The organism is Micromonospora humi (assembly GCF_900090105.1).
Lineage (GTDB): Bacteria > Actinomycetota > Actinomycetes > Mycobacteriales > Micromonosporaceae > Micromonospora > Micromonospora humi.
Genome location: NZ_FMDM01000002.1, coordinates 45,536 through 67,057, shown reverse-complemented (window position 1 = coordinate 67,057; position 21,522 = coordinate 45,536). Strand labels below are relative to the sequence as shown.

25 protein-coding genes and 1 riboswitch are annotated in these 21,522 nt (G+C 72.7%); of the genes, 15 read left to right on the top strand and 10 right to left on the bottom strand.

The features are described from left to right. The first annotated feature begins 74 nt into the window (after positions 1-74). Both GA0070213_RS03395 and GA0070213_RS03390 read left to right on the top strand, forming a co-directional pair. Positions 75-512: a helix-turn-helix domain-containing protein gene (locus GA0070213_RS03395; RefSeq protein WP_245716236.1), complete on the top strand. Its 438-nt coding sequence runs from the start codon at positions 75-77 to the stop codon at positions 510-512. After that, on the top strand, positions 505-873 hold the full coding sequence (locus GA0070213_RS03390; protein WP_091056977.1) for a DUF4180 domain-containing protein: 369 nt from the start codon (positions 505-507) through the stop codon (positions 871-873). Before GA0070213_RS03395 ends, GA0070213_RS03390 begins: the two co-directional genes overlap by 8 nt. A gap of 90 nt (positions 874-963) precedes the next feature. Here GA0070213_RS03390 and GA0070213_RS03385 read toward each other — a convergent pair whose 3' ends face one another. Then, the gene (locus GA0070213_RS03385; protein WP_091056974.1) at positions 964-1,806 is read right to left on the bottom strand and encodes an SDR family NAD(P)-dependent oxidoreductase; all 843 of its coding nucleotides are present in this window, start codon (positions 1,804-1,806) and stop codon (positions 964-966) included. A 41-nt stretch (positions 1,807-1,847) separates the two neighbouring features. Continuing rightward, positions 1,848-2,618: a lysophospholipid acyltransferase family protein gene (locus tag GA0070213_RS03380; RefSeq protein ID WP_091056970.1), complete on the bottom strand. Its 771-nt coding sequence runs from the start codon at positions 2,616-2,618 to the stop codon at positions 1,848-1,850. Positions 2,619-2,758: 140 nt separating this feature from the next. Between GA0070213_RS03380 and GA0070213_RS03375 the strand changes: the two genes are divergently transcribed. Further along, positions 2,759-4,171, top strand: a complete 1,413-nt coding sequence (locus tag GA0070213_RS03375; RefSeq protein ID WP_091056967.1) for a cytochrome ubiquinol oxidase subunit I — start codon at positions 2,759-2,761, stop codon at positions 4,169-4,171. 13 nt (positions 4,172-4,184) lie between these two features. Beyond that, positions 4,185-5,183 (top strand): cytochrome d ubiquinol oxidase subunit II, encoded by a 999-nt coding sequence (gene cydB / locus GA0070213_RS03370; protein WP_091056964.1) that lies wholly within the window; start codon positions 4,185-4,187, stop codon positions 5,181-5,183. A gap of 76 nt (positions 5,184-5,259) precedes the next feature. Here cydB and GA0070213_RS03365 read toward each other — a convergent pair whose 3' ends face one another. Both GA0070213_RS03365 and GA0070213_RS03360 read right to left on the bottom strand, forming a co-directional pair. Then, positions 5,260-5,955, bottom strand: coding sequence for a hypothetical protein (locus GA0070213_RS03365; protein WP_091056960.1), 696 nt, complete (start codon positions 5,953-5,955; stop codon positions 5,260-5,262). 70 nt (positions 5,956-6,025) lie between these two features. Then, the gene (locus GA0070213_RS03360) at positions 6,026-6,490 is read right to left on the bottom strand and encodes a peroxiredoxin (RefSeq protein ID WP_281182234.1); all 465 of its coding nucleotides are present in this window, start codon (positions 6,488-6,490) and stop codon (positions 6,026-6,028) included. 103 nt (positions 6,491-6,593) lie between these two features. Between GA0070213_RS03360 and GA0070213_RS03355 the strand changes: the two genes are divergently transcribed. Further along, positions 6,594-7,142, top strand: a complete 549-nt coding sequence (locus GA0070213_RS03355; protein WP_425412798.1) for a DUF6596 domain-containing protein — start codon at positions 6,594-6,596, stop codon at positions 7,140-7,142. Positions 7,143-7,184: 42 nt separating this feature from the next. On the opposite strand, the gene GA0070213_RS03350 is transcribed toward GA0070213_RS03355, so the two are convergent. After that, positions 7,185-8,018, bottom strand: a complete 834-nt coding sequence (locus GA0070213_RS03350; protein ID WP_091056953.1) for a patatin-like phospholipase family protein — start codon at positions 8,016-8,018, stop codon at positions 7,185-7,187. 75 nt (positions 8,019-8,093) lie between these two features. Between GA0070213_RS03350 and GA0070213_RS03345 the strand changes: the two genes are divergently transcribed. Next, complete coding sequence (locus tag GA0070213_RS03345) at positions 8,094-8,822, top strand: SDR family NAD(P)-dependent oxidoreductase (protein WP_091056951.1); 729 nt, start codon at positions 8,094-8,096, stop codon at positions 8,820-8,822. A 47-nt stretch (positions 8,823-8,869) separates the two neighbouring features. Here GA0070213_RS03345 and GA0070213_RS32475 read toward each other — a convergent pair whose 3' ends face one another. Further along, positions 8,870-8,998, bottom strand: a complete 129-nt coding sequence (locus tag GA0070213_RS32475; RefSeq protein WP_281182233.1) for an MFS transporter small subunit — start codon at positions 8,996-8,998, stop codon at positions 8,870-8,872. Next, a complete protein-coding gene (locus GA0070213_RS03340) occupies positions 8,995-10,413 on the bottom strand; it encodes an OFA family MFS transporter (protein WP_091056947.1) in 1,419 nt (472 codons plus the stop codon). Before GA0070213_RS03340 ends, GA0070213_RS32475 begins: the two co-directional genes overlap by 4 nt. 178 nt (positions 10,414-10,591) lie before the next feature. Here GA0070213_RS03340 and pdxY point away from each other — a divergent pair, with 178 nt between their 5' ends. From pdxY to GA0070213_RS03315, 5 genes are all read left to right on the top strand, one after another. Then, positions 10,592-11,443 (top strand): pyridoxal kinase PdxY, encoded by an 852-nt coding sequence (pdxY, locus tag GA0070213_RS03335; RefSeq protein ID WP_091056944.1) that lies wholly within the window; start codon positions 10,592-10,594, stop codon positions 11,441-11,443. 109 nt (positions 11,444-11,552) lie between these two features. Next, positions 11,553-12,005 carry a helix-turn-helix transcriptional regulator gene (locus GA0070213_RS03330; protein ID WP_091056941.1) on the top strand — a complete coding sequence of 151 codons (453 nt, stop codon included), beginning with the start codon at positions 11,553-11,555 and terminating at the stop codon, positions 12,003-12,005. A gap of 5 nt (positions 12,006-12,010) precedes the next feature. Next, a complete protein-coding gene (locus GA0070213_RS03325; RefSeq protein ID WP_091058478.1) occupies positions 12,011-12,424 on the top strand; it encodes a VOC family protein in 414 nt (137 codons plus the stop codon). A gap of 12 nt (positions 12,425-12,436) precedes the next feature. Beyond that, positions 12,437-12,883 carry a pyridoxamine 5'-phosphate oxidase family protein gene (locus tag GA0070213_RS03320; RefSeq protein WP_091056938.1) on the top strand — a complete coding sequence of 149 codons (447 nt, stop codon included), beginning with the start codon at positions 12,437-12,439 and terminating at the stop codon, positions 12,881-12,883. 21 nt (positions 12,884-12,904) lie between these two features. Continuing rightward, on the top strand, positions 12,905-15,265 hold the full coding sequence (locus GA0070213_RS03315; RefSeq protein ID WP_091056934.1) for an excinuclease ABC subunit UvrA: 2,361 nt from the start codon (positions 12,905-12,907) through the stop codon (positions 15,263-15,265). 119 nt (positions 15,266-15,384) lie between these two features. Here GA0070213_RS03315 and GA0070213_RS03310 read toward each other — a convergent pair whose 3' ends face one another. Beyond that, entirely contained in the window at positions 15,385-16,248 is an 864-nt protein-coding gene (locus tag GA0070213_RS03310; RefSeq protein WP_091056930.1) for an aminoglycoside phosphotransferase family protein, read from the bottom strand. A 95-nt stretch (positions 16,249-16,343) separates the two neighbouring features. Here GA0070213_RS03310 and GA0070213_RS03305 point away from each other — a divergent pair, with 95 nt between their 5' ends. Further along, positions 16,344-17,342, top strand: coding sequence for a tyrosine-type recombinase/integrase (locus GA0070213_RS03305; RefSeq protein WP_091056927.1), 999 nt, complete (start codon positions 16,344-16,346; stop codon positions 17,340-17,342). Here the strand turns inward: GA0070213_RS03305 and GA0070213_RS03300 are convergent. Together GA0070213_RS03300 and GA0070213_RS03295 are read right to left on the bottom strand one after the other, a co-directional pair. Beyond that, positions 17,339-18,208 carry an oxidoreductase gene (locus GA0070213_RS03300; protein WP_281182232.1) on the bottom strand — a complete coding sequence of 290 codons (870 nt, stop codon included), beginning with the start codon at positions 18,206-18,208 and terminating at the stop codon, positions 17,339-17,341. The two genes, GA0070213_RS03305 and GA0070213_RS03300, sit on opposite strands and share 4 nt — an antisense overlap. Continuing rightward, positions 18,205-18,573, bottom strand: coding sequence for a nuclear transport factor 2 family protein (locus GA0070213_RS03295; protein ID WP_091056919.1), 369 nt, complete (start codon positions 18,571-18,573; stop codon positions 18,205-18,207). Before GA0070213_RS03295 ends, GA0070213_RS03300 begins: the two co-directional genes overlap by 4 nt. Before the next feature lie 79 nt (positions 18,574-18,652). Here GA0070213_RS03295 and GA0070213_RS03290 point away from each other — a divergent pair, with 79 nt between their 5' ends. From GA0070213_RS03290 to GA0070213_RS03280, 3 genes are all read left to right on the top strand, one after another. Then, a complete protein-coding gene (locus tag GA0070213_RS03290; protein WP_091056916.1) occupies positions 18,653-19,465 on the top strand; it encodes a MerR family transcriptional regulator in 813 nt (270 codons plus the stop codon). Between the two features lie 38 nt (positions 19,466-19,503). Next, positions 19,504-20,529 carry a hypothetical protein gene (locus GA0070213_RS03285; RefSeq protein ID WP_091056912.1) on the top strand — a complete coding sequence of 342 codons (1,026 nt, stop codon included), beginning with the start codon at positions 19,504-19,506 and terminating at the stop codon, positions 20,527-20,529. Then, positions 20,527-20,608, top strand: a riboswitch (ZMP/ZTP riboswitch). It overlaps the preceding gene by 3 nt. A 13-nt stretch (positions 20,609-20,621) precedes the next feature. Then, positions 20,622-21,521: a bifunctional 5,10-methylenetetrahydrofolate dehydrogenase/5,10-methenyltetrahydrofolate cyclohydrolase gene (locus GA0070213_RS03280; protein ID WP_091056909.1), complete on the top strand. Its 900-nt coding sequence runs from the start codon at positions 20,622-20,624 to the stop codon at positions 21,519-21,521. The last annotated feature ends 1 nt before the right edge of the window (position 21,522 follow it).

Genomic DNA, 21,522 nt, shown 5'->3' with positions numbered 1-21,522 from the left:
GGGCGCGGATGGCGCGCGGACGTCCGGCGGGCAAAATTCCCTATCCTTCCCTCAATTCGCTAGCATAGGGTGCGATGAGTAACGACATGTATTCGGTGGAGCAGGTGGCGGAGCTGCTCGGGCTGCACGTGCGCACCGTGCGCGGCTACATCCGCGCCGGCCGGCTGCGCGCGACCCGGATCGGCAAGCAGTACCGCATCACCCGCGTCGACCTCGACGCGTTCACCGGGCGTCCGGCCCCACCGCCGGGCGCGGCGGCGGAGGTGTCGAGCATCGTGGCGCTCGACGGCGTCGACCGGGCCGGCGCCGACCGGCTCGCCACGCTGGTGCTCGCCGGCGTCAACACCCACCACGACCCGGACCGTCCGCTGCGGGTGCGCACGGTCCACGACGAGGAACGGCACCGCATGACGATCGTGATCCTGGGCGACCTGGCCGCCACCGCCGAGCTGCTGCGGCTGCTCGACGCGGTGCTCGACGGCGACAACGGCCTGCGGGTCGACCATGGCTGACGAGCTTCGGGAGCTGGCCGGAGCCACCGTGCTGCTGTGCGATCCGGCCGGTCCGCCGATCGCCACCGAGGCCGACGCGCTGGACCTGATCGGCGCGGCGTTCGCCGGCGCCAGCGTGGTCGCGGTGCCCGCCGGGCGGCTCGACCCGAGCTTCTTCGCGCTGGGCACCCGCTTCGCCGGGGAGGTCATGCAGAAGTTCGTCAACTACCGGCTGCGCCTGGCGGTGGTCGGCGACATCTCCGCGCACCTGGCCGCCAGCGGCGCGCTGCGCGCGCTGGTCGCCGAGTCCAACCGCCACGACCAGGTGTGGTTCGTCCCCGACCTGGCCGCCCTCGACGCCCGCCTGGCCGCCACCCGCTAACCTCCGCCGATCTTGCGCTTCCGGCCCTCGTTCGGGGCGGTTCTGCCCGTTACGTCCGGGCAGCAAGTGCAAGATCGGCGGGGGAGGCGCTCAGCGCAGCCAGCCCGCGGTCAGGGCGGTCACCCCGAGTCCGTCGGTGTCGGCCAGCTTGACCGCGACGAACTGCCGGGCGGCCGCCGAGGTCTGCACCCGGGGCGCGGGTTCCGGGTCGGTCAGCGTCGCCACCACCACCGCGGCGGCCTCGGTCGGGGACTGCGCGGCCGCGAACGCGCCGGCGCTGCGATCGAGGTACGCCCGCAGCGCCGGCCCGTACGGCCCGGCGGCGGTGACGGCGGTGTCCGGGTCGACGCCGACGTTGGCGACGAACTCGCTGGCCACCGCGCCGGGCTCGACCACGCACACGCTCACGCCCACGGTGGCCGCGACCGGGGCGAGGGACTCCATGAACCCCTCGACGGCGAACTTCGCCGCGCAGTACGCCTCGTTGAACGGCTGCCCCACCACCCCGCCGACGCTGGTGACGGTGATCAGGCGGCCGTTCGCGGCCCGCAGGTGCGGCAGGGCGGCGCGGGTGACGTGCAGGACGCCGAAGAAGTTGACCTCCAGCACCGCCCGCACGTCGTCGACGGTCTCCCGCTCGAGGGTGCCGACGTGCCCGGCGCCGGCGTTGTTGACCACCGCGTCGAGCCGGCCGTGACGGGCCACCACGTCGGCGACGCAGGCGGCGACCGAGGCCTCGTCGACGACGTCGAGCCGGCGTACCTCCAGCAGGTCGCCGACCCCGGCGGCGTCGGCGGCCTCGCGCAGCGCGCCGGAGCGCCCCGGATCGCGCAGCGTGGCGACGGTGCGCCAGCCGGCGCGGGCCGCGCCCACGGCGGTGGCCAGGCCGATGCCGGTGGACGTGCCGGTGATCAGGACGACGGGTGCGCTCACACCTGTCACGGTCCCACCCCGGCGCCGCCGGCGCGCCGGGTTCAGCCGGTTCGGTGCCGCCGGTGCGCGCGGCTGAGGTCGACCGGGCGGCCCGGGTCGACGTGGCGCGGGCGGTCCGGCTCGTGCGGGCGCAGCGGGGCCAGGGTGTCGGTGATCGCGTCGATGATCCGGTCGGTGGCGTGCCGGGCCGCGCCGGGGACGCCGGGGCGCAGGTCACGCAGGGCCACCGGGGCGCCGAAGTGGACCCGGATCACCGGGCGCCGGCGCAGCGCCCGGGCCAGGCCGCGCAGCATCCCTTTGGGGGCGCGGTAGGGCAGCACCTCGTGCGAGCCCCACTGGGCGACCGGGACGACGGCGGCGCCGCTGGCGAAGGCGAGCCGGGCCGCGCCGGTCTTGCCCCGCTCGGGCCACATGCCGGGGTCGAGGCCGATGCGGCCCTCGGGGTAGACCAGCACCACCGACCCGCCGGCCACGGCCTCGGCGGCGATCTCCAGCGACCGGTGCACGGCGGTGGTGCCCCGGTCGACGCGGATGTGCCCGGCGCGGCGCATCAGCGCGCCGAGCACCGGGGCGCGGAACAGGCCGCCGGTGGCCATGATCCGGGGGGCGACCCGCCGGGCCCGGCAGGCGGCGGCGAGCACCACCGGGTCGAACGGGCTGATGTGGTTGGCCGCCAGGATCAGCGGCCCACGGCGCAGGTCGGCCGGCACGTCGCCGGTGACCTCGAGGCGGCCGATCAGCGCCACGACGGCGCGGGCGAGCGTCTGCGCGCCGCGCCACAGCAGCGGCGCGCGCCAGGGGGAGGTGTCCATCAGTGGTGGATGGTCGCACGCCCCGGCGTGATCAGGGTCATTGGTCCCGGGTCGGTTCGGGACCTGCGGCCCTCACTTTTTCACTACGACGCCGAGTAGTATTTACTACGTCTCGTAGTACGAAGGCTGGGGGTCTCAAGGTGGACGCGTTGGACGTCGCCCGCTGGCAGTTCGGTGTCACCACCGTCTACCACTTCTTGTTCGTGCCGCTGACCATCGGCCTGTCCGTGCTGGTCGCCATCCTGCAGACGATGTGGCACCGCACCGGCAACGAGCGCTACCTCAAGCTCACCAAGTTCTACGGCAAGCTCTTCCTCATCAACTTCGCGATGGGGGTGGTCACCGGCATCGTGCAGGAGTTCCAGTTCGGCATGAACTGGAGCGACTACTCCCGCTTCGTCGGCGACATCTTCGGCGCGCCGCTGGCGATCGAGGCGCTCGTCGCGTTCTTCCTGGAGTCCACGTTCATCGGCCTGTGGATCTTCGGCTGGGACCGGCTGCCCAAGCGGCTGCACCTGGCCGCGATCTGGGCCGCCGCGATCGGCACCAACCTGTCGGCCTACTTCATCCTCGCCGCGAACTCGTTCATGCAGAACCCGGTCGGCTTCCGGATCAACCCGGACAGCGGCCGCGCCGAGCTGACCGACTTCGTCGCCGTGCTCACCAACAAGGTCGCCCTGGTCACCTTCCCGCACACCCTCGCCGGGTCGTTCCTGGTCGCCGGGTCCCTGGTGGTCACCGTCGGGCTGTGGCACGTGATGCGCAACCGCGGCAGCGCCGACACCGGCGCCTACCGCTTCGCCACGAAATTCGGCTCCTGGGTGGTGCTGGTCTCCTCGGCGCTCGTGGTGCTCACCGGCGACATCCAAGGCAAGATCATGACCGAGGTGCAGCCGATGAAGATGGCCGCCGCCGAGGGCCTCTACACCACCGAGAGCCCCGCCTCGTTCTCCGTGCTCACCGTCGGCAGCCTCGACGGCAGCCGCGAGGTCTTCGCCCTCAAGATCCCGTACCTGCTGTCGTTCCTCGGCACCGGCGACCCCCACGGCACCGTGCAGGGCATCAACGACCTGCAGGCCCAGTACGCCAGCCAGTACGGCCCCGGCAACTACGCCCCGATCATCCCGGTCACCTACTGGAGCTTCCGCTTCATGATCGGCTTCGGGTTGGCCGCCGCCGCGATCGCCCTGCTCGTGCTGTGGAGCCAGCGCAAGGGCCGCACCCCGAGCAGCAAGTGGCTGCTGCGCGCCGGCCTGGTCATGCCGGTGCTGCCGCTGCTGGCCAACTCCTTCGGCTGGATCTTCACCGAGATGGGCCGCCAGCCCTGGATCGTCTTCGGCGAGATGCTCACCCGCAACGGCGTCTCCCGCAGCGTCTCCCTGACCGAGGTGCTCACCTCGTTCACCGCCTTCACCCTCATCTACGCCACCCTCGCGGTGATCGAGTTCAAGCTGCTGGTCCGCTACGCCCGCGCCGGCGTACCCGACGTCAGCGACGAACCCGCCGACGACGACACCGACGACGCCGAGCGCCCGCTCGCGTTCGCCTACTGACCCGGAGCCCACCGTGGAACTGACGACCGTCTGGTTTCTCCTCGTCGCCGTGCTCTTCACCGGCTACTTCATCCTCGAAGGCTTCGACTTCGGCGTCGGCATGCTGCTGCCCGTGCTCGGCCGCGACGACCGGCAACGCCGCGTCCTGATCAACACCATCGGCCCGGTGTGGGACGGCAACGAGGTGTGGCTGATCACCGCCGGCGGCGCCATGTTCGCCGCGTTCCCCGAGTGGTACGCCACCCTGTTCTCCGGCTTCTACCTGCCGCTGCTGCTCATCCTGCTCGCCCTGATCGCCCGCGGGGTGGCCTTCGAATACCGGCACAAGCGCCCCGAGGCGTCCTGGAAACGCCGCTGGGACCAGGCGATCTTCTGGGGTTCGGCGGTGCCGGCCGTGCTGTGGGGCGTGGCGTTCGCCAACATCTTCCGGGGCGTGCCGCTGGACGCCGACCACGAGTACGTCGGCGGCCTGCTCGACCTGCTGCACCCGTACGCGCTGCTCGGCGGCCTGACCACGCTCGGGCTGTTCCTCACCCACGGCGCGGTGTTCCTCGCGCTCAAGACCACCGGCGACATCCGCGAGCGTGCCGGCGCCCTCGCCGTCAAGCTCGGCGCCGGCACCGCCGTGGCCGCGGTGGCGTTCCTCGGCTGGTCGCTGACCATCCGCTCCAGCGCCGCCGCCGTCGTGCTCGCCGTCGGCGCCGCGCTCGCCCTGCTCGGCGGCCTCGCCGCGGCCCGGGTACGCCGCGAGGGTTGGGCGTTCACCGGCACCGCGGTGGCCATCGCCCTGGCCGTGGCGACCCTGTTCGCCGCGCTGTTCCCGAACGTGCTGCCGTCCACCCTCGACGCGGCCGGCACGCTCACCGCCACCAACGCCGCGTCCACCCCGTACACCCTGAAGATCATGACCTGGGTGGCGGTGGTGTTCACCCCGATCGTGCTCGCCTACCAAGGTTGGACCTACTGGGTGTTCCGCCGCCGAATCGGGGTACAGAACATTCCGCAACACTGATGGACCTGTGGGCGCAGGGGTACGCGGGGCCGGTGCGAGGGGGTCGCACCGGCCCCGCGGGGCGTCCGGGACCCGCTCAGCGCGCCTCGCGCAGCTCCGCCAGCCGCGCCTCGATCTCGGCCAGCTCGGCGCGCAGCTTCTCCGCCTGCTGCTCCGCCTCGGCCCGCTCGGCGGCCAGGATCTGCTCCACCGCCTCCTGCACCCCGGGCACGTCCACCAGCGCCACCATCCGCAGCGCCTCCGCCGGCTTCACCACGTACGGCCGGGCCAGCGCCTTCGTGCCCTGCTGCGCGGCGACCGTCCACTCACCCTCGGCGTAGGCGAGCGTCACCGTCAGCCCGGCCGGGCTCTTCGGCTTCGCCGCCTTCACCGCCCGCTTCGCCGGCTTCGCCTCCACCGCCTGCTGCTGCTCCACCTTCGGCTCCTCCCGCCGCGGCGCCGGCACCCGCGGCGTGTCCAGCACGAACTCCGGCTCCGCGACCGCCGGCGCGCTCGGCGGCGCCGGCTCCGACTTCGCCTCGGCGGCCGGCTTACGCCCGGCGCCCTTGGGGGCGATCGCCACGTCGGCGGGGGAGAAGGGCAACTCGTCGCGGCCGAAACGCACCACCACGAACTCCTCCGACGCCGCCGGGTCGGTCAGCTCCACCACCTGCCCGAGCTGCCCGGCCATCTGCCCGGCCGCCTCGGTGAACACCACCCGCGGTTTACGGCCCGCCGCCAACGACTCACGGATCTGCTGGACCTCGTCAGTGGACAAACCCTGGACCGCCATCACGCCACGCCCTCTTCCGTACACCTGTTTGATGCAGCCTTGATACCAGTCGGGGGCGACAGCGCCACGCTCAGCCCCCGAGCGCGCGCAACGCCGCGTCGGCGTGCTCGTTCATGCTCAGCTCGCTGTGCACCACCGCCAGCACCCGCCGGTCCGCGCCGATCACGAACGTCATCCGCCGGGTGCTCAACGCGCCCAGCGGCAGCCGCCGCCGCACCCCGAACGCGTCCGCGACCACGCCGTCGACGTCCGACAGCAGCGGATAGTCGAAGTCGTGCCGGCGGGCGAACTCCGCCTGCCGGTCCACCGGGTCCCGGCTGATCCCCACCCGGGTCGCGCCCACCGCCGTGAACTCCGCCGCCAGGTCCCGGAAGTGGCAGCTCTCCGCCGTGCACCCGCGGGTCATCGCCGCCGGGTAGAAGAACAGCACCACCGGACCGGCGGCCAGGAACTCCGACAGCCGCCGCGGCGTGCCCGTCTGGTCCGGCAACGTGAAATCCTCGACCAGGTCACCGACGCTCAACCCTTTACTCATGGCACGAGGATAGGTAGACATCGCCGAGGCGGCTCCGACGTACCCGGCGAGCGACGGAGACGCCGCCGCCCGAGACGAGGGCACGACAGTGAAGTACGTCATCATGAGCGCTGGCGCTGATGCTGCTCACCCACGCCCGGTCACCGACGCCGCCGGCGACCTCGTACCGCTCGCCGAGCAGGACCGCTCGCGCTGGCGCGGCGACCTCATCGCGGAAGGGGTCACGCTGCTCGGCCAGGCCCTGCCCCACGGCCCGGTGGGCCGCTACCAACTCCAGGCGGCCATCGCCGCCGTGCACGCCGAGGCACCCACGGTCGAGGCCACCGACTGGCTCCAGATCAGCATCCTCTACGACATGCTCAACCGGGTCGCCCCCACCCCGTTCGTCACGCTCAACCAGGCCGTCGCCGTGGCCATGGCGCACGGCCCGGACCTCGGCCTGGCCCTGCTCCACCCGCTGCTCGCCGACCCGGCGATGCGCCGCCACCACCGGTTGCACGCGGTGCGCGCCCACCTGCTGGAGTTGGTCGGCGACCCGGCGGCGGCCGCCGCGCACTACCGCACCGCCGCCCGCCTGACCGACAGCCTCCCCGAACAGCGCTATCTCAACCGGCGGCTCGCGCGCCTGCGCCAGCAGCACCCGGGGTCGTGACCCGACGACCGCGCACCCGCCGTCGGCGCTGCCGGCCACCCGTCACGCCCAGACGGCCGCCACCTCATCGGCCACCGCCGCGGCCTGCGCGAACCCGGCCCGCGCCGACGCCGCCCGCCGCGCCGGGTCCAGCACGTTACGGCCGATCGCCGTGCGGGCCGCGCGGTCCGGCGACACCACGGCCACCCGCGCCCCCGCCTCCCGCAGCGCCGCGACCTGCGCCGGCAGCCGCGGTGCGGGTCCCACCGCCGCGACCGTCGGCGCCAGCACCACCACCTGCCCGTACCCGGCGGCCAGGTCGGCGTTCACCGGTGAGCGGACCCCGCCGTCGACGTAGCGGCGCGCACCGATCGTCACCGGCGGCCAGACGCCGGGCACCGCGCAACTGGCACCGACCGCGTCCACCAGCGGCACCCCGGCGTCGGCGTCGAACACCACGAACTCGCCGGAGGCCGCGTCCACGGCGGTCACCAACAGCCGCGCCGCAGGCCACTGCGACGACGGCAACCGCGCCGCGATCACCGCGCGCCGTGACTGCTCCGACGGGGTACGCGCCGACAACGCCATCGCGCCGACCCGCGCCCTGGCCCGCGCCGCGTCCCGACCCCAACTGCCGGCCCACGCCCAGCGCGCCAGCACCCCCAGGCCGAGCCGCGCCGGCAGCTCGTCGCGCGGCGGCCGCAGCTGCGCCTCGTACAGCTCGGCCAGCGGCGTGCCCGAACGCACCTGCGCCCCGACCACCGACCCGGCCGACGTCCCCACCACCAGGTCCGCCTCGTCCAGCGGCAACCCGCGTGCGGCCAGCCCGGCCAGCACGCCCAGCTCCCAGGCCACCCCGGTGACCCCGCCGCCGCCCAGCACCAACGCCCGCCCCATGTGACCGTCCTCTCCGTCCCCGGTGGTCCCGCCCACGGTAACGTCGCCTCCACCACCGGGGCAGGGGAGAACACATTGACCTGGGTCACCATCGTCACCGGCGGCGGGCGCGGCATCGGCGCGGCCACCGCCCGCCGGCTCGCCGCCGACGGGCACGACCTCGTCCTCGGCTACCGCACCGACCACGCCGCCGCCACGGCCGTCGCCGCCGACGTGCGCGCCGCCGGCCGCCGCGCCGTCACCGTCGCCGCCGACACCTGCGACCCCGAGCAGGTCCACCGGCTCTTCGCCGCCGCCGACCAGCTCGGCCCACTCACCGGCCTGGTCAACAACGCCGGCGTCACCAGCCCGATCGGCCCCTTCACCGACCTGCGCGCCGAGGACCTGCGCGAGGTCGTCGACGTCAACCTCGTCGGCTACGTGCTCTGCGCCCAGCAGGCCGCCCGCCGGATGGGCGCCGGGGGCGCGATCGTCAACGTCTCCTCCGCCGCCGCGACCCTCGGCAGCCCCGGCGAGTACATCCACTACGCCGCCGTCAAGGCCGCCACCGACACCCTCACCGTCGGCCTGGCCAAGGAACTCGCGCCGCGCGGCATCCGGGTCAACGCGGTCGCCCCCGGCATCATCCGCACCGACATCCACGCCCGATCCGGCGTGCCGGACCGCCCCGACCGCGCCGCCGGCCGGATCCCGCTGGGCCGCGCCGGTGAACCCGACGAGGTCGCCGGCGCGATCGCGCACCTGCTCGGCCCGGACGCCTCCTACACCACCGGCGCGGTCCTGCGCGTCGCCGGCGGCCTGTAGAGACGGCGGCGGCCCGGGGGAGGACCCCCGGACCGCCACCACCGTCGTCAGTTCGTGAACAGCTTCGCCGCCGTGATCAGCGTCTGCACCACGCCGTACCCCAACAGGACGGCCACCACCAGCCACGACACCACCAGGCGGACCTGCTGCCCGCCGCCGCTGCGCTCCTCGTTCACGATCCGCTCCTGTCCGCCGTCACCGGCTGTCCGTCCGCCATCTCGTCCCGGCCCGACGCCGGCTCGTGGAACCGCTGCGGCACCGGCCGGATCAGCAGGTTCGCCAACAGCCCCACCGCCAGCACCCCGACCATCGTGAACAGCGCCGGCCGGTACGCCGACGCGGTCAGCGAACCCGGCTCGCCCTGCGCGTCGAGGAACGCGTTGACGATCAGCGGCCCGGCCACCCCCGCCGCCGACCACGCGGTCAGCAGCCGGCCGTGGATCGCGCCCACCTCGAACGTGCCGAACAGGTCCCGCAGGTACGCCGGCGCGGTCGCGAACCCGCCGCCGTAGAACGACAGGATCACGCAGGCCAGCAGCACGAACAGCGCCGTCGCGCTCTGCCCGAACAAGGCCAGCAGCAGGTACAGCACCAGCCCGACACCCAGGTACACCACGTAGATCGGCTTACGGCCGATCACGTCCGACGTCGAGGACCAGACGAACCGGCCGGCCATGTTGAACAGCGACAGCAACCCGACGAAACCGCCGGCCGCCGCCACCGACACCGCCGAGGTGCCGTTGTCCCGGAAGAAGTCCTGGATCATCGGGCTGGCCTGCTCCAGGATGCCGATGCCCGCGGTCACGTTGCAGAACAGCACCACCCACAGCAGCCAGAACGAGCGCGTCTTCACCGCGTTGGCCGCCGACACGTTCGCGGTGGTCACCAGCGGCTTCTTCGCCACCGTCGACGGGTCGAACCCGGCCGGGCGCCAGTCCGGCGCCGGCACCCGCACGTTGAACACCCCGAACATCATGATCGCGAAGTAGCCGACACCGAGCGTGACGAACAGCCACACCAGTGCCGAACCCGACGCCGTCGACCCGCTGTTCGACGGGTCGTACCCGGAGTCGAAGAACGACAGCAGCTGCCGGGACAGGGGAGAGGCCACCATCGCCCCGCCACCGAAGCCCATGATCGCCAAGCCGGTGGCCAGGCCCGGCCGGTCCGGGAACCACTTGATCAACGTGGAGACGGGGGAGATGTACCCGATCCCCAGCCCGATGCCGCCCAACACCCCGTACCCCAGGTACAGCAGCCACAGCTGCGAGGTCGCGATACCCAGCGCACCCACCAGGAACCCGGCCGCCCAGAAACACGCCGAGACGAACATCGCCTTACGCGGCCCGTTCGCCTCCACCCAGGTCCCGGCCACCGCGGCCGACAACCCCAACATCACGATCGCGATGCTGAAGATCACGCCGATCGCCGTCTGCCCGGTGTCGAAGTGCGCGATCAGGGAGTTCTTGTACACGCTGGTCGCGTAGACCTGCCCGATGCAGAGATGGATCGCCAGCGCCGCCGGCGGGATCAGCCAGCGGCTGTACCCCGGCGGAGCGATGGTCTTCCGACGATCGAGTGCGGAAAGCATCAGTGCTTCCTCCGTCCAGATGGCGAGAACCCCTCGCTTCATGCCCCCAGCGCACGCTGCGCCCAAACCCGCGACGCGCCCGGCGGTCGAAACCCTGAGCCGAGCGGTCGACGCTACCCCCGCCCGTCGCCCGACGACCACTGAGCGTGACCACCCGCCGGGATGCGACGATGGGCCGGTGAAGATCCTGTCCATCCAGTCCTCGGTCGCCTACGGCCACGTCGGCAACTCCGCCGCCGTGTTCCCGCTGCAACGCCTGCGGCACGAGGTGTGGCCGGTGCTGACCGTGCACTTCTCCAACCACACCGGCTACGGCGCATGGCGCGGCCCGCTGCTCGCCCCCACCGACGTCGCCGAGGTCATCGCCGGCATCGCCGACCGCGGCGTGCTCGGCACCGCCGACGCCGTGCTCTCCGGCTACCAGGGCGACCCCGCCGTCGGCGCGGTGATCCTCGACACCGTCACCCAGGTCAAGAACGCCAACCCCGCCGCGCTCTACTGCTGCGACCCGGTCATGGGTGACGTCGGGCGCGGCATGTTCGTCCGCCCCGGCATCCCCGAATACCTGCGCGACACCGTCGTCCCACGCGCCGACATCGTCACGCCCAACCAGTTCGAGCTGGAATTCCTCGCCGGCCGCCGCACCGACACCCTCGACGACCTGCTCGCCGCCGTCGACACCGTGCGCGCCACCGGCCCCGAACACGTCCTGGTCACCAGCGTCCTGCACGGCGACCTGCCCGCCGACCACCTCGAGGTCGTCGCCGTCTCCTCCCACGGCGCCTGGGCCGTCACCACCCCACTGCTGCCCATCAGCCCCAACGGCGGCGGCGACGTCACCGCCGCCCTCTACCTGGCCCACCTCGCCACCACCGGCTCACCGCAGACCGCACTCGAACACACCACCAACTCGATCTTCGCGGTGCTGGAGGCCACCCTCGCCGCCGGCACCCGCGAACTGCAACTCGTCGCCGCCCAGGACGCCATCGCCGACCCACCCACCCGCTTCACCGCCCGCCGCCTGCGCTGACCCACCCCGACCGGGTGCGGGGGCCCACCCACCCCGCACCCGCCGACCACCGTCGAAACGCCGGCCCAGAAGGTGGCCGACGACCCGACCCAGCAGCGAAGATGCACCCGTGCACCCCGACGACCCCGCGTTCGCCCAACGCCTGCGCGACCTCACCCGGCTGCGCCGCGTGCGCGACCGCATCGACCGCGAGTACGCCCGACCCCTCGACGTCGAAGCACTCGCCCGCGGCGAACACATGTCCGCCGGCCACCTCAGCCGCCAGTTCCGCCAGACCTACGGCGAATCCCCGTACGCGTACCTCATGACCCGCCGCATCGAACGCGCCATGGCCCTGCTGCGCCGCGGCGACCTCACCGTCACCGACGTCTGCTTCGCCGTCGGCTGCCAGTCCCTGGGCACCTTCAGCACCCGCTTCACCGAACTCGTCGGCGAACCACCCAGCGCCTACCGCGCCCGCCACGCACCCGGCACCCCCGAACCACCCACCTGCCTCACCAAACAGGCCACCAGACCGGTCAGGAATCGAGAAGCCCGACCCACGCCACCCCCACTAGCGTGACCACCATGACGATCACCATCCACTACGCGTTCCTGCCCCACACCGACGCCGACGCCGCCATCGCCTTCTACCGCGACACCCTCGGCTTCGACCTGCGCAACGACGTCGGCCAGGGCGACACCATGCGCTGGCTCACCGTCGGCCCACCCGAGCAGCCCGAGACCGGCATCGTCCTGCACCCCCCGGCCGTCGACCCCGGCATCACCGACGACGAACGCCGCACCATCCACGAACTCATCGCCAAGGGCAGCTACGGCGCGCTCACCCTCGCCACCGACGACCTCGACGCCCTGTTCGACCGCCTCCAGGCCAGCGGCGCCGACGTCGTCCAGGAACCCACCGACCAGCCCTACGGCGTACGCGACTGCGCCTTCCGCGACCCCACCGGCAACCTCATCCGCATCAACCAGCGCCCCTGAAACCCGTCCACGGTGACCGACACCCCCCGCACCCGCGGCCAACGCCGCCACGACACCACCCACCGCCTCGAACACGACATCGACTGCTGGGTCGCCAGCGCAGACACCGACGGCACCCCCCACCTCGTACCGCTGTCCTTCCACTGGGACGGCCACACCCTGCTGCTCGCCACCGAGGCCGACAGCCCCACCGGCCGCAACCTCGCCGGCGGTCGCGCCCGCATCGCCCTCGGCCACACCCGCGACGTCGTCATGATCGACGGCCACGTCGAAACCCTCGACCTCGACGCACTGCCCGACGAACGAGGGGAGCGGTTCGCCACCCGCACCGGCTTCGACCCCCGTACCCTGACGCCCTACCGCTGGTACCGCATCCGACCCCACCGCGTCCAAGCCTGGCGCGAGGTCGACGAGATGCCCGGCCGCACGCTCATGCGCCACGGCCGCTGGCTGGACTGAACCCCACCGGACGGAGAACCCATGACCACGGCCCACGCCGACAGCCACGACGTCATCCGCGTCCACGGCGCCCGCGAGAACAACCTGCGCGACGTCGACGTCGAACTGCCCAAACGCCGCCTCACCGTGTTCACCGGCGTCTCCGGCTCCGGCAAGAGCTCACTGGTCTTCGGCACCATCGCCGCCGAGTCGCAACGCCTCATCAACGAGACCTACAGCGCGTTCGTCCAGGGCTTCATGCCCACCCTGTCCCGACCCGAGGTCGACATCCTCGAAGGCCTCACCACCGCCATCATCGTCGACCAGGAACGCATGGGCGCCGACCCCCGCTCCACCGTCGGCACCGCCACCGACGCCAACGCCATGCTGCGCATCCTCTTCAGCCGCCTCGGCCGACCCCACATCGGCCCACCCAACGCCTACTCGTTCAACGTCCCCTCCGTCCGCGCCGCCGGCGCCATCACCGTCGACCGCGGCCCCGGCAAGACCCAGACCAGGAAAGGCACCTTCAACCGCCTCGGCGGCATGTGCCCCCGCTGCGAGGGCCGCGGCAACGTCAACGACATCGACCTCACCGTCCTCTACGACGCCGACCGCAGCCTCAACGACAGCGCCATCACCATCCCCGGCTACAGCATGGACGGCTGGTACGGCCGCATCTTCCGGGCCAGCGGCATGTTCGACCCCGACAAACCCATCCGCGACTACACCGAACGGGAACTGCACGACCTCCTGCACAAGGAACCCACCAAGATCAAGGTCGAGGGCATCAACGTCACCTACACCGGCCTCATCCCCGCCCTCCAGAAATCCATGCTGGCCAAGGACGTCGACGCCATGCAGCCGCACATCCGCGCCTTCGTCGAACGCGCCGTCACCTTCACCACCTGCCCCGACTGCGACGGCACCCGACTGGCCCCCGAAGCCCGCTCCTCGAAGATCAACGGCATCTCCATCGCCGACGCCTGCGCCATGCAGATCAGCGACCTCGCCACCTGGCTCCGCGACCTCGACGAACCCTCCGTCGCCCCCCTGCTCACCGCGCTGGGGGACACCCTCGACTCCTTCGTCGAGATCGGCCTCGGCTACCTCAGCCTCGACCGACCCGCCGGCACCCTCTCCGGCGGCGAGGCCCAACGCACCAAGATGGTCCGCCACCTCGGCTCGTCGCTCACCGACGTCACCTACGTCTTCGACGAACCCACCATCGGCCTGCACCCGCACGACATCACCCGGATGAACAACCTCCTGCTGCGCCTGCGCGACAAGGGCAACACCGTCCTGGTCGTCGAACACAAACCGGAGACCATCGCCATCGCCGACCACGTCGTCGACCTCGGCCCCGGCGCCGGCACCGACGGCGGCGCCATCTGCTACCAGGGCACCGTCGCCGGCCTGCGCGCCAGCGACACCACCACCGGCCGCCACCTCGACGACCGCGCCACCCTCAAGGACACCCCGCGCACACCCACCGGCACCCTGCCCGTGCGCGGCGCCCGCACCCACAACCTGCGCGACGTCGACGTCGACATCCCCCTCGGCGTCCTCGTCGTCGTCACCGGCGTCGCCGGCTCCGGCAAGAGCTCCCTCATCCACGGCTCCCTGGCCACCCGCGACGACGTCGTCAGCGTCGACCAGAGCCCCATCCGCGGCTCCCGCCGCAGCAACCCGGCCACCTACACCGGCCTGCTCGACCCCATCCGCAAGGCCTTCGCCAAGGCCAACGGCGTCAAACCCGCCCTGTTCAGCGCCAACTCCGAGGGCGCCTGCCCCACCTGCAACGGCGCCGGCGTCATCTACACCGACCTGGGCATCATGGCCGGCGTCGCCAGCACCTGCGAGGACTGCGAGGGCAAACGGTTCCAGGCCGCCGTGCTCGACTACCACCTCGGTGGCCGCGACATCAGCGAGGTCCTCGCCATGCCGGTCAACGAGGCCGAGAAGTTCTTCGGCGCCGGGGACGCCCGCACCCCGGCCGCCCACACCATCCTGGACCGCCTCGCCGACGTCGGACTCGGCTACCTCACCCTCGGTCAGCCGCTGACCACGCTGTCCGGAGGGGAGCGGCAACGACTCAAGCTCGCCACCCGGATGGGGGACAAGGGCGGCATCCACGTCCTCGACGAGCCGACCACCGGCCTGCACCTGGCCGACGTCGCCCAACTGCTCGGCCTGCTCGACCGGCTGGTGGAATCCGGCAAGTCGGTCATCGTCATCGAACACCACCAGGCCGTCATGGCGCACGCCGACTGGATCATCGACCTCGGCCCGGGCGCCGGACACGACGGCGGCCGGATCGTCTTCGAGGGCACCCCGGCCGACCTGGTGGCCGCCCGGTCCACGCTCACCGGCGAGCACCTCGCCGACTACGTCGGGGCCTGACCCCGCGAGGCCCGGGGCGGCGGCGTCCGGCACCGACGCCGCCGCCCCGACCAGCCCGCCATCCGAGATTCGATAATCTACATTATGTCAAGTAAACCGGATCGGGGCCTCCCCGGACCTCACTCCGCCACCGGATCGTCGAGCACCGCGGCCAACGCGCGCGCCTGCTCGACGTGCGGCCCCCGCGCGAGCGACACCAGCGCCTTCCACAACGCCCAGCCGCGCGCCCGCCGCCACGTGTCCGCCGGCAACCCGACGGCGCCGGAGAACACCGCGCGCTCGGCGCCCACGCACCACGTCCACGCCGGCACCAGATCGCAGGCGGGGTCGCCGACACCGCACTGCCCGAAGTCGATCACCGCGGTGAGCCGCCCGTCCGCGACGAGCAGGTTGCCGGCGGAGACGTCGCCGTGGAACCACACCGGCGCGTGCGGCCAGGCCGACGTCAGCGCCCGCGCCCACACCGCCCGGCAGGCGGCGGTGTCCACCCGGTCACCCAGCACCGCCAGGGCCTGCTCGACCTCGTCGCCGTAGACGCTCGGGTGGCAGCCCCGGAACGCGGAGTGCCGGCCGGCGGCGGGTCCGCCCACGGACGGGACCCGACGCAGCGCGGCCAGCAGGCCGCCCAGGTCGCGCGCCACCGCGGCGCGGTCGAGGTCGCGGGTGGCGGCCAGGGTGTCGCCGGGCAGCCACCGTCGCACCGACCAGGGGTACGGGTAGCCGGCGCCGGGCGCGCCGGTGGCGACCGGTTCGGGTACGGGCAGCGGCAGGTGGCGGGCCAGGATCGGCAGGCAGTGGTCCTCCTTGGCGATGCCGGGCACGTAGCCCTCGGCGCTGGGCAGTCGGACCAGCAGCTCGTCGCCGAGGTGGAAGGTCCGGTTGTCCCATCCCTGCCGGGCCACGGCGGTCACCGGCAGGTGCGCCCAGCGCGGGAACTGTTCGGCGACGAGGGTGCGGACGAGCGTCTCGTCGATCTCCACCATGGGGCCCAGTCTGCGGGGCGCGGCAAGCGCTTTTCGGCCGCTCTCCCCCGCAGCGATCACTGGCGGGAACGCGAGAATCATGCATAATATCTCTTATGCATGACAAACCGGACGAAATGGTAGTAACGTTGATCGAGGAGTTCCTGACCGCCCGGGCCACCCGCAAGCCCTCCCCCCACACCCTCGCCGCGTACCGGCGGGACCTCAACGCGGTGGCGGCGCTGGTCGCGGCGGACGGCGACGACGCCACTCCCCTCCCCCCGGACCGGCTGCCGGTGGGCGACCTGTCCCCCCGGGTGATGCGCGCGGCGTTCGCCCGCTTCGCCGCCCCCCGCGCCGCAGCCTCCGTCCACCGCGCCTGGTCCACCTGGAACAGCTTCTTCACGTTCCTGGTGGCCGAGGGCGTCGTACCCGGAAATCCGATGCCGGCGGTGGGGCGGCCCCGCACGCCGCTCCCCCGGCCCAAGCCGCTGCGCGGCGAGGACACCCCGGAGGAGTTGCTGGCGGCGGTGGCGCGGGCCGAGGGCCGGCAGCGTGACCCGTGGCCGGAGCGGGACCTGGCGGTGCTGGCGCTGGCGCTGTGTGCCGGGTTGCGCCTGTCGGAGCTGCTGGCGTTGCGGGTGTCGTCGGTGGCCGGGCGCGACGGTGAGCGGCGCGTCGACGTGGCGGGCAAGGGCGGTCGGCCGCGGACGGTGCCGATCGAGGTGGGCGTGGACCGGGTGTTGACCGGTTATCTGCAGAGCCGGCGGTTGCGGTTCGGGCGGCGCAGCGTGCGGCCGGACGGGCCGTTCCTGGTGGACCGGGCGGGTGAGCCGTTGCGTCGCGGTGGCCTGCAGTATCTGGTGGAGTCGTGTTACCGGCGGGCGGGCGTCGGTGACCGGGTGCCTCGGGGGGCGCGGTTGCACGCGTTGCGGCACACGTTCGCGACCCGGTTGGCGGAGGACGGGGCGGGCGCGGCGGAGATCATGCGGTTGCTGGGGCACGCGTCGTTGGCGTCGTCGCAGACGTACATCGAGGTGACGGCGGGTCAGCAGCGGGCGGCGGTGGCGGCGAACCGCACGAATCGCGCGTTGTCGGGGCTGTCCGGTCTCTAGCGTGGCGTCGGCGGGGTGGTCGGGAAGTCGGCGGCGCGGGAGAGGCGCTCGTTGGCCCGGATGTCGGCTGCCCTCTCGGTGAGGGTGGCGGTGACCGCGTCGAACGCGGCGCCGCCGAGGACGAGCCGGTGTGGTGGTGGGTCCTGGTTCATCGCCTCGACGACGGCGCGGGCGCCGCGCCGGGGGTCGCCGGGTTGGGCGCCGTGTTGGTCGATCATCGCGGTGCGGACCTGCTGGAGCATCGGCTGGTAGTCGTCGATGGTGTCGCGCGTCGGCTCGTCGGCGAAGCCGGCGTAGGCCTGGGTGCGGAAGGCTCCGGGTTCAACGGTCAGGACGCGGATGCCGAGGGGGGCCACTTCGTCGCGCAGCGCGTCGGTGAGTCCCTCGATCGCGTGTTTGGCGGCGCTGTAGTAGCCGAATCCGGTGACCGCGCGCAGGCCGGCGGCGGAGGACATGGTGACGATCCAGCCGGTGCCGCGGGCGCGCATGCCGGGCAGGGCTGCGCGGGTGACCGTCAGGACGGCGAAGAAGTTCAGTTCGAACATGTGTCGTACGTCGGAGTCGGGGGTGCCCTCGACGGATCCGTACCAGCCGCGTCCGGCGTTGTTGACCAGCACGTCGATGCCGCCGAATCGCGCCTCGGCGGTGGCGACGGCCTGTCGCGCCTGGGCGGGGTCGGTCACGTCCAGCGGCAGGACGAGGGTCCGGTCCGGCTGGGTGTCCGCCCAGTCGCGCAGCGGTTCGGTGCGTCGGGCGGTGAGCACCACCCGGTCGCCGGCGTCGAGGGCGGCTTCGGCGTAGGCCATTCCGAATCCGCCAGGGCTGCCGCCGGTGATGAACCAGGTCCTCGCCGTCGGGGCGGTCACGGCTCGATCACCAGGCGGGCGATCAGCCCGTTGCGGAGGGTGAATCGGAAGTGCAGGTCGGCAGTGCCGCCGGGGAAGTCGCCTTCGAGGTGGTGCACGGCGTCGTAGTGCTGGTCGTCGGTCTTGGCGGCGGCGGTGAGTGCGGTGGTGTAGGTGTATTCGCCTGTCGATCGGGACAGCCAGGCGCGGATCTGCTCGGGTCCCTGGTGGGTGCGGCCTTCGTCGGTGACCGCCGCGTCGGGCGTGAGGAGCGCGACGGCGGCGTCGAGGTCGCGCGCCTGGTGCGCGGTGAGGTATCGGGTGATCGTGGCCGGTAGTTCGTCGGGTGCGATCGGGCTTGCCTGGTTCCAGTCGGTTGCGTTCATGTGCCCACGGTGAGGTTTCTCGTCGGGAGAGGGTCAAGTCGTCGACTCTCTCGTGGGGGGAGGGTGCAGAGTGAGGGGCATGCGCAGGGGCCTGACGATCGGTGAGTTCGCGACGCTCACCCACCTGAGTGTGCGGACGTTGCGTCGTTACCACGAGGCCGGTCTGTTGGAGCCGGAGACAGTGGATCCGTTCACCGGTTACCGCTACTACGCTACGGAGCAGATCCCGGCGGCGCAGGTGATCCACCGACTGCGTGAGTTGGATGTGCCGTTGGTCGAGGTGAAGGCGATCCTGGCGACGAACGACCCGGATCGGCGGTCCGCCTTGATCGCGGGGCATCTGCGTCGGCTGGAGGAGGCGTTGGAGCGCACCCGCGGGGCGGTCGCCGCGCTGCGTCGGCTGTTGGGGCCGGAGGACCGTGAGTCGCCGGTCGAGGTGCGTTCGGTGCCCGGGGGTGCGGTCGCCGGTGTGCGGGGGGACGTGGAGTTGGCGCGGGCCGGTGCCTGGTACGACGGTGCGATGGCCGAGTTGGACGCGGCGTGTCCGGTGGGCGAGCGGACCGGGCCGCCGGGCGGGCAGTACGCGAACGAGTTGTTCACCGGTGGCGTCGGTGCGGTGGTGGTGTACCGGCCGGTGCGTGACCCGCGTCCGTCGGGGCGGGTCGAGGTGGTCGACCTGCCGGCGGCGGAGTTCGCGGTTGCCGTGCACCGCGGGCCGCACGATGACATCGACGTGACGTACGGGCGGCTCGGGGCGTGGGTGGTCGGGCACGCGCTGGCCGTCGACGGGCCGGTCCGGGAGACGTACCTGGTGGGGCCGCGGGACACCGACGTGCCGGCGGATTGGCGTACCGAGATCGGTTGGCCGGTCTTCCGCCTCTCCCCCGCCTGACCCTGCCGCGTGGATGTCGGGCTGGCAGGATCGCCCGGATGCGGGTGGGTGCGGCGCGGGCGGTGGCGGTGGACTGGGTGCGGGAGCGGATGCGGGTCGATCCGTCGATCGAGGGGGCGGTGTTCAGCGGGTCGACGGTGGGGTTGCCGGACGATGCGGTGTTGCCGGTGTCGTCGGACGTGGACGTGCTGCTGGTGCGCGACTCCCCCGGCGTGAAGGTGGGCAAGTTCGTCCGCGGTGGGGTGCTGCTGGAGGTCAGCACGGTGACCTGGGCGCAGTTGGGCAGCCCGGAGGACGTGTTGGGGTCGTGGGTGTTCGCGCCGATGTTCCGTACCGACGGGGTGATCGCGGATCCGTCGGGGCGCTTGGCCGCGGTGCGGCGGCGGGTGGCGGCGGGGTTCGCGGATCCGGTCTGGGTGCGGCGGCGGTGCGCGGGCGTGCGGCGGCGGGTGGAGGACGGGTTGCGGGCGCTGGACGCCCGGGCGCCGTTGGCGGATCAGGTGTTGGCGTGGGTGTTTCCGACGTCGCTGGTGGCGGTGTGGCCGGCGGTGGCGGGGTTGGTGGATCCGACGGTGCGGCGGCGGTACGTCCGGGCGTCGGAGGTGTTGGCGGGTCACGGGTGGGGTGGGCGGTATCCGGAGTTGTTGGCGACGTTGGACGGCGGTGGCGTGGACGCGGGGCGGGTGCGGGAGCATCTGGCCGGGTTGGCGGTGGTGTTCGAGGAGGTGGCGCGGCTGCCGCGGGAGGGTTTCGCGTTCGGGGCGGATCTGGGTGCGGCGGGGCGGCCGGTGGTGGTCGACGGCGGCGCGGAGTTGGTGGCGGCGGGGCGGCACCGGGAGGCGATGTTCTGGGTGCTGGTGACGTACGCGCGGTGTGACGCGGTGGTGGCGGCGGTGGCGCCGGAGCGGGCGCGGGTGGTGCGGCCGGGGTTCGAAGCGGTGTTGGCGGATCTGCGGGTGGTGTCGGCGGTGGACCGGCGGCGTCGGGCGGATGCGGTGTTGGCGTCGTTGCCGGCGTGGCAGGCCGTGGTGGATGCGGTGTCGCGGCGGGTTGTGGCAGGCTGAGGGGGACGCGACTGGCGGCACGGGGATGGGTGAACCATCGGGGAGCTCGTCGTGGGGGTCGACCGCCTGGGCCTCCGCGGGCGAGGTGTCGCATGTCTTCTTCTTCGTCGGTTTCCGTGGTGTCCGGTGCGACCGCGCGGCTGTTGCCGGGTGGGCCGGTGGCGGATGAGGTGTTGGCCGAGGTGGCCGCGTCGGTGGCGCGGCTGCGGGCGGCGGGGGTGACGCCGGCGTTGGCGACGGTGCTGGTGGGTGACGACGACGCGAGCGCGGGTTACATCCGGATCAAGCAGCGGCAGGCGGCGGAGTTGGGGTTCGCGTCGCCGCACGTGCATCTGCCGGCGTCGGCGTCGCAGGCGGATCTGCACGCGGTGGTGGCGGACTTCAACGCCGATTCCGGGGTGCACGGGGTGTTGGTGCAGCATCCGATTCCGGGGGGCCTGGACTACGACCGGGCGTTGGCCGAGGTGGATCCGGACAAGGACGTCGACGGGATGCATCCGGTGAACATGGGTCGGTTGGCGTTGGGGTTGCCGGGGCCGTTGCCGTGTACGCCGGCGGGGATCGAGGCGTTGTTGGCGTTCCACCGGGTGCCGGTGTCGGGCCGGGAGGTGGTGGTGCTGGGTCGGGGTGCGACGTTGGGTCGACCGTTGGCGATGTTGTTGGCGCAGAAGCGGCCGACGGCGAACGCGGCGGTGACGGTGGTGCACACCGGGGTCGCGGACTGGCCCCGGTACACGCGGCGGGCGGAGATCCTGGTCGCGGCGGCGGGGGTGCCGGGGATCGTGCGGCCGGAGCATGTGCGTCCGGGTGCGGTGGTGGTCGGTGGCGGGGTGCGCTACGAGGGACGGCGGTTGCTGCCGGACGTGGACGAGTCGTGTGCCCGGGTGGCGGGGGCGATCACGCCACGGGTCGGTGGGGTGGGTCCGACGACGGTGGCGATGTTGTTCCGTAACGCGGTGCGGGCGGCGCAGCGGCAGACCGGGTTGGGGTGAG

What these genes read in the sequence shown, in the direction of transcription:
- GA0070213_RS03355 (WP_425412798.1), top strand. Translation starts at nt 6,594, where the DNA reads ATGAGCGCTGGCGCTGATGCTGCTCACCCACGCCCGGTCACCGACGCC.
- GA0070213_RS03380 (WP_091056970.1), bottom strand. Translation starts at nt 2,618, where the DNA reads ATGGACACCTCCCCCTGGCGCGCGCCGCTGCTGTGGCGCGGCGCGCAG.
- GA0070213_RS03350 (WP_091056953.1), bottom strand. Translation starts at nt 8,018, where the DNA reads ATGGGGCGGGCGTTGGTGCTGGGCGGCGGCGGGGTCACCGGGGTGGCC.
- GA0070213_RS03360 (WP_281182234.1), bottom strand. Translation starts at nt 6,490, where the DNA reads ATGAGTAAAGGGTTGAGCGTCGGTGACCTGGTCGAGGATTTCACGTTG.
- GA0070213_RS03280 (WP_091056909.1), top strand. Translation starts at nt 20,622, where the DNA reads ATGTCTTCTTCTTCGTCGGTTTCCGTGGTGTCCGGTGCGACCGCGCGG.
- GA0070213_RS03285 (WP_091056912.1), top strand. Translation starts at nt 19,504, where the DNA reads ATGCGGGTGGGTGCGGCGCGGGCGGTGGCGGTGGACTGGGTGCGGGAG.
- GA0070213_RS03390 (WP_091056977.1), top strand. Translation starts at nt 505, where the DNA reads ATGGCTGACGAGCTTCGGGAGCTGGCCGGAGCCACCGTGCTGCTGTGC.
- GA0070213_RS03315 (WP_091056934.1), top strand. Translation starts at nt 12,905, where the DNA reads ATGACCACGGCCCACGCCGACAGCCACGACGTCATCCGCGTCCACGGC.
- GA0070213_RS03395 (WP_245716236.1), top strand. Translation starts at nt 75, where the DNA reads ATGAGTAACGACATGTATTCGGTGGAGCAGGTGGCGGAGCTGCTCGGG.
- GA0070213_RS03325 (WP_091058478.1), top strand. Translation starts at nt 12,011, where the DNA reads ATGACGATCACCATCCACTACGCGTTCCTGCCCCACACCGACGCCGAC.
- GA0070213_RS03340 (WP_091056947.1), bottom strand. Translation starts at nt 10,413, where the DNA reads ATGCTTTCCGCACTCGATCGTCGGAAGACCATCGCTCCGCCGGGGTAC.
- GA0070213_RS03365 (WP_091056960.1), bottom strand. Translation starts at nt 5,955, where the DNA reads ATGGCGGTCCAGGGTTTGTCCACTGACGAGGTCCAGCAGATCCGTGAG.
- GA0070213_RS03295 (WP_091056919.1), bottom strand. Translation starts at nt 18,573, where the DNA reads ATGAACGCAACCGACTGGAACCAGGCAAGCCCGATCGCACCCGACGAA.
- GA0070213_RS03305 (WP_091056927.1), top strand. Translation starts at nt 16,344, where the DNA reads ATGCATGACAAACCGGACGAAATGGTAGTAACGTTGATCGAGGAGTTC.
- GA0070213_RS03290 (WP_091056916.1), top strand. Translation starts at nt 18,653, where the DNA reads ATGCGCAGGGGCCTGACGATCGGTGAGTTCGCGACGCTCACCCACCTG.
- GA0070213_RS03310 (WP_091056930.1), bottom strand. Translation starts at nt 16,248, where the DNA reads ATGGTGGAGATCGACGAGACGCTCGTCCGCACCCTCGTCGCCGAACAG.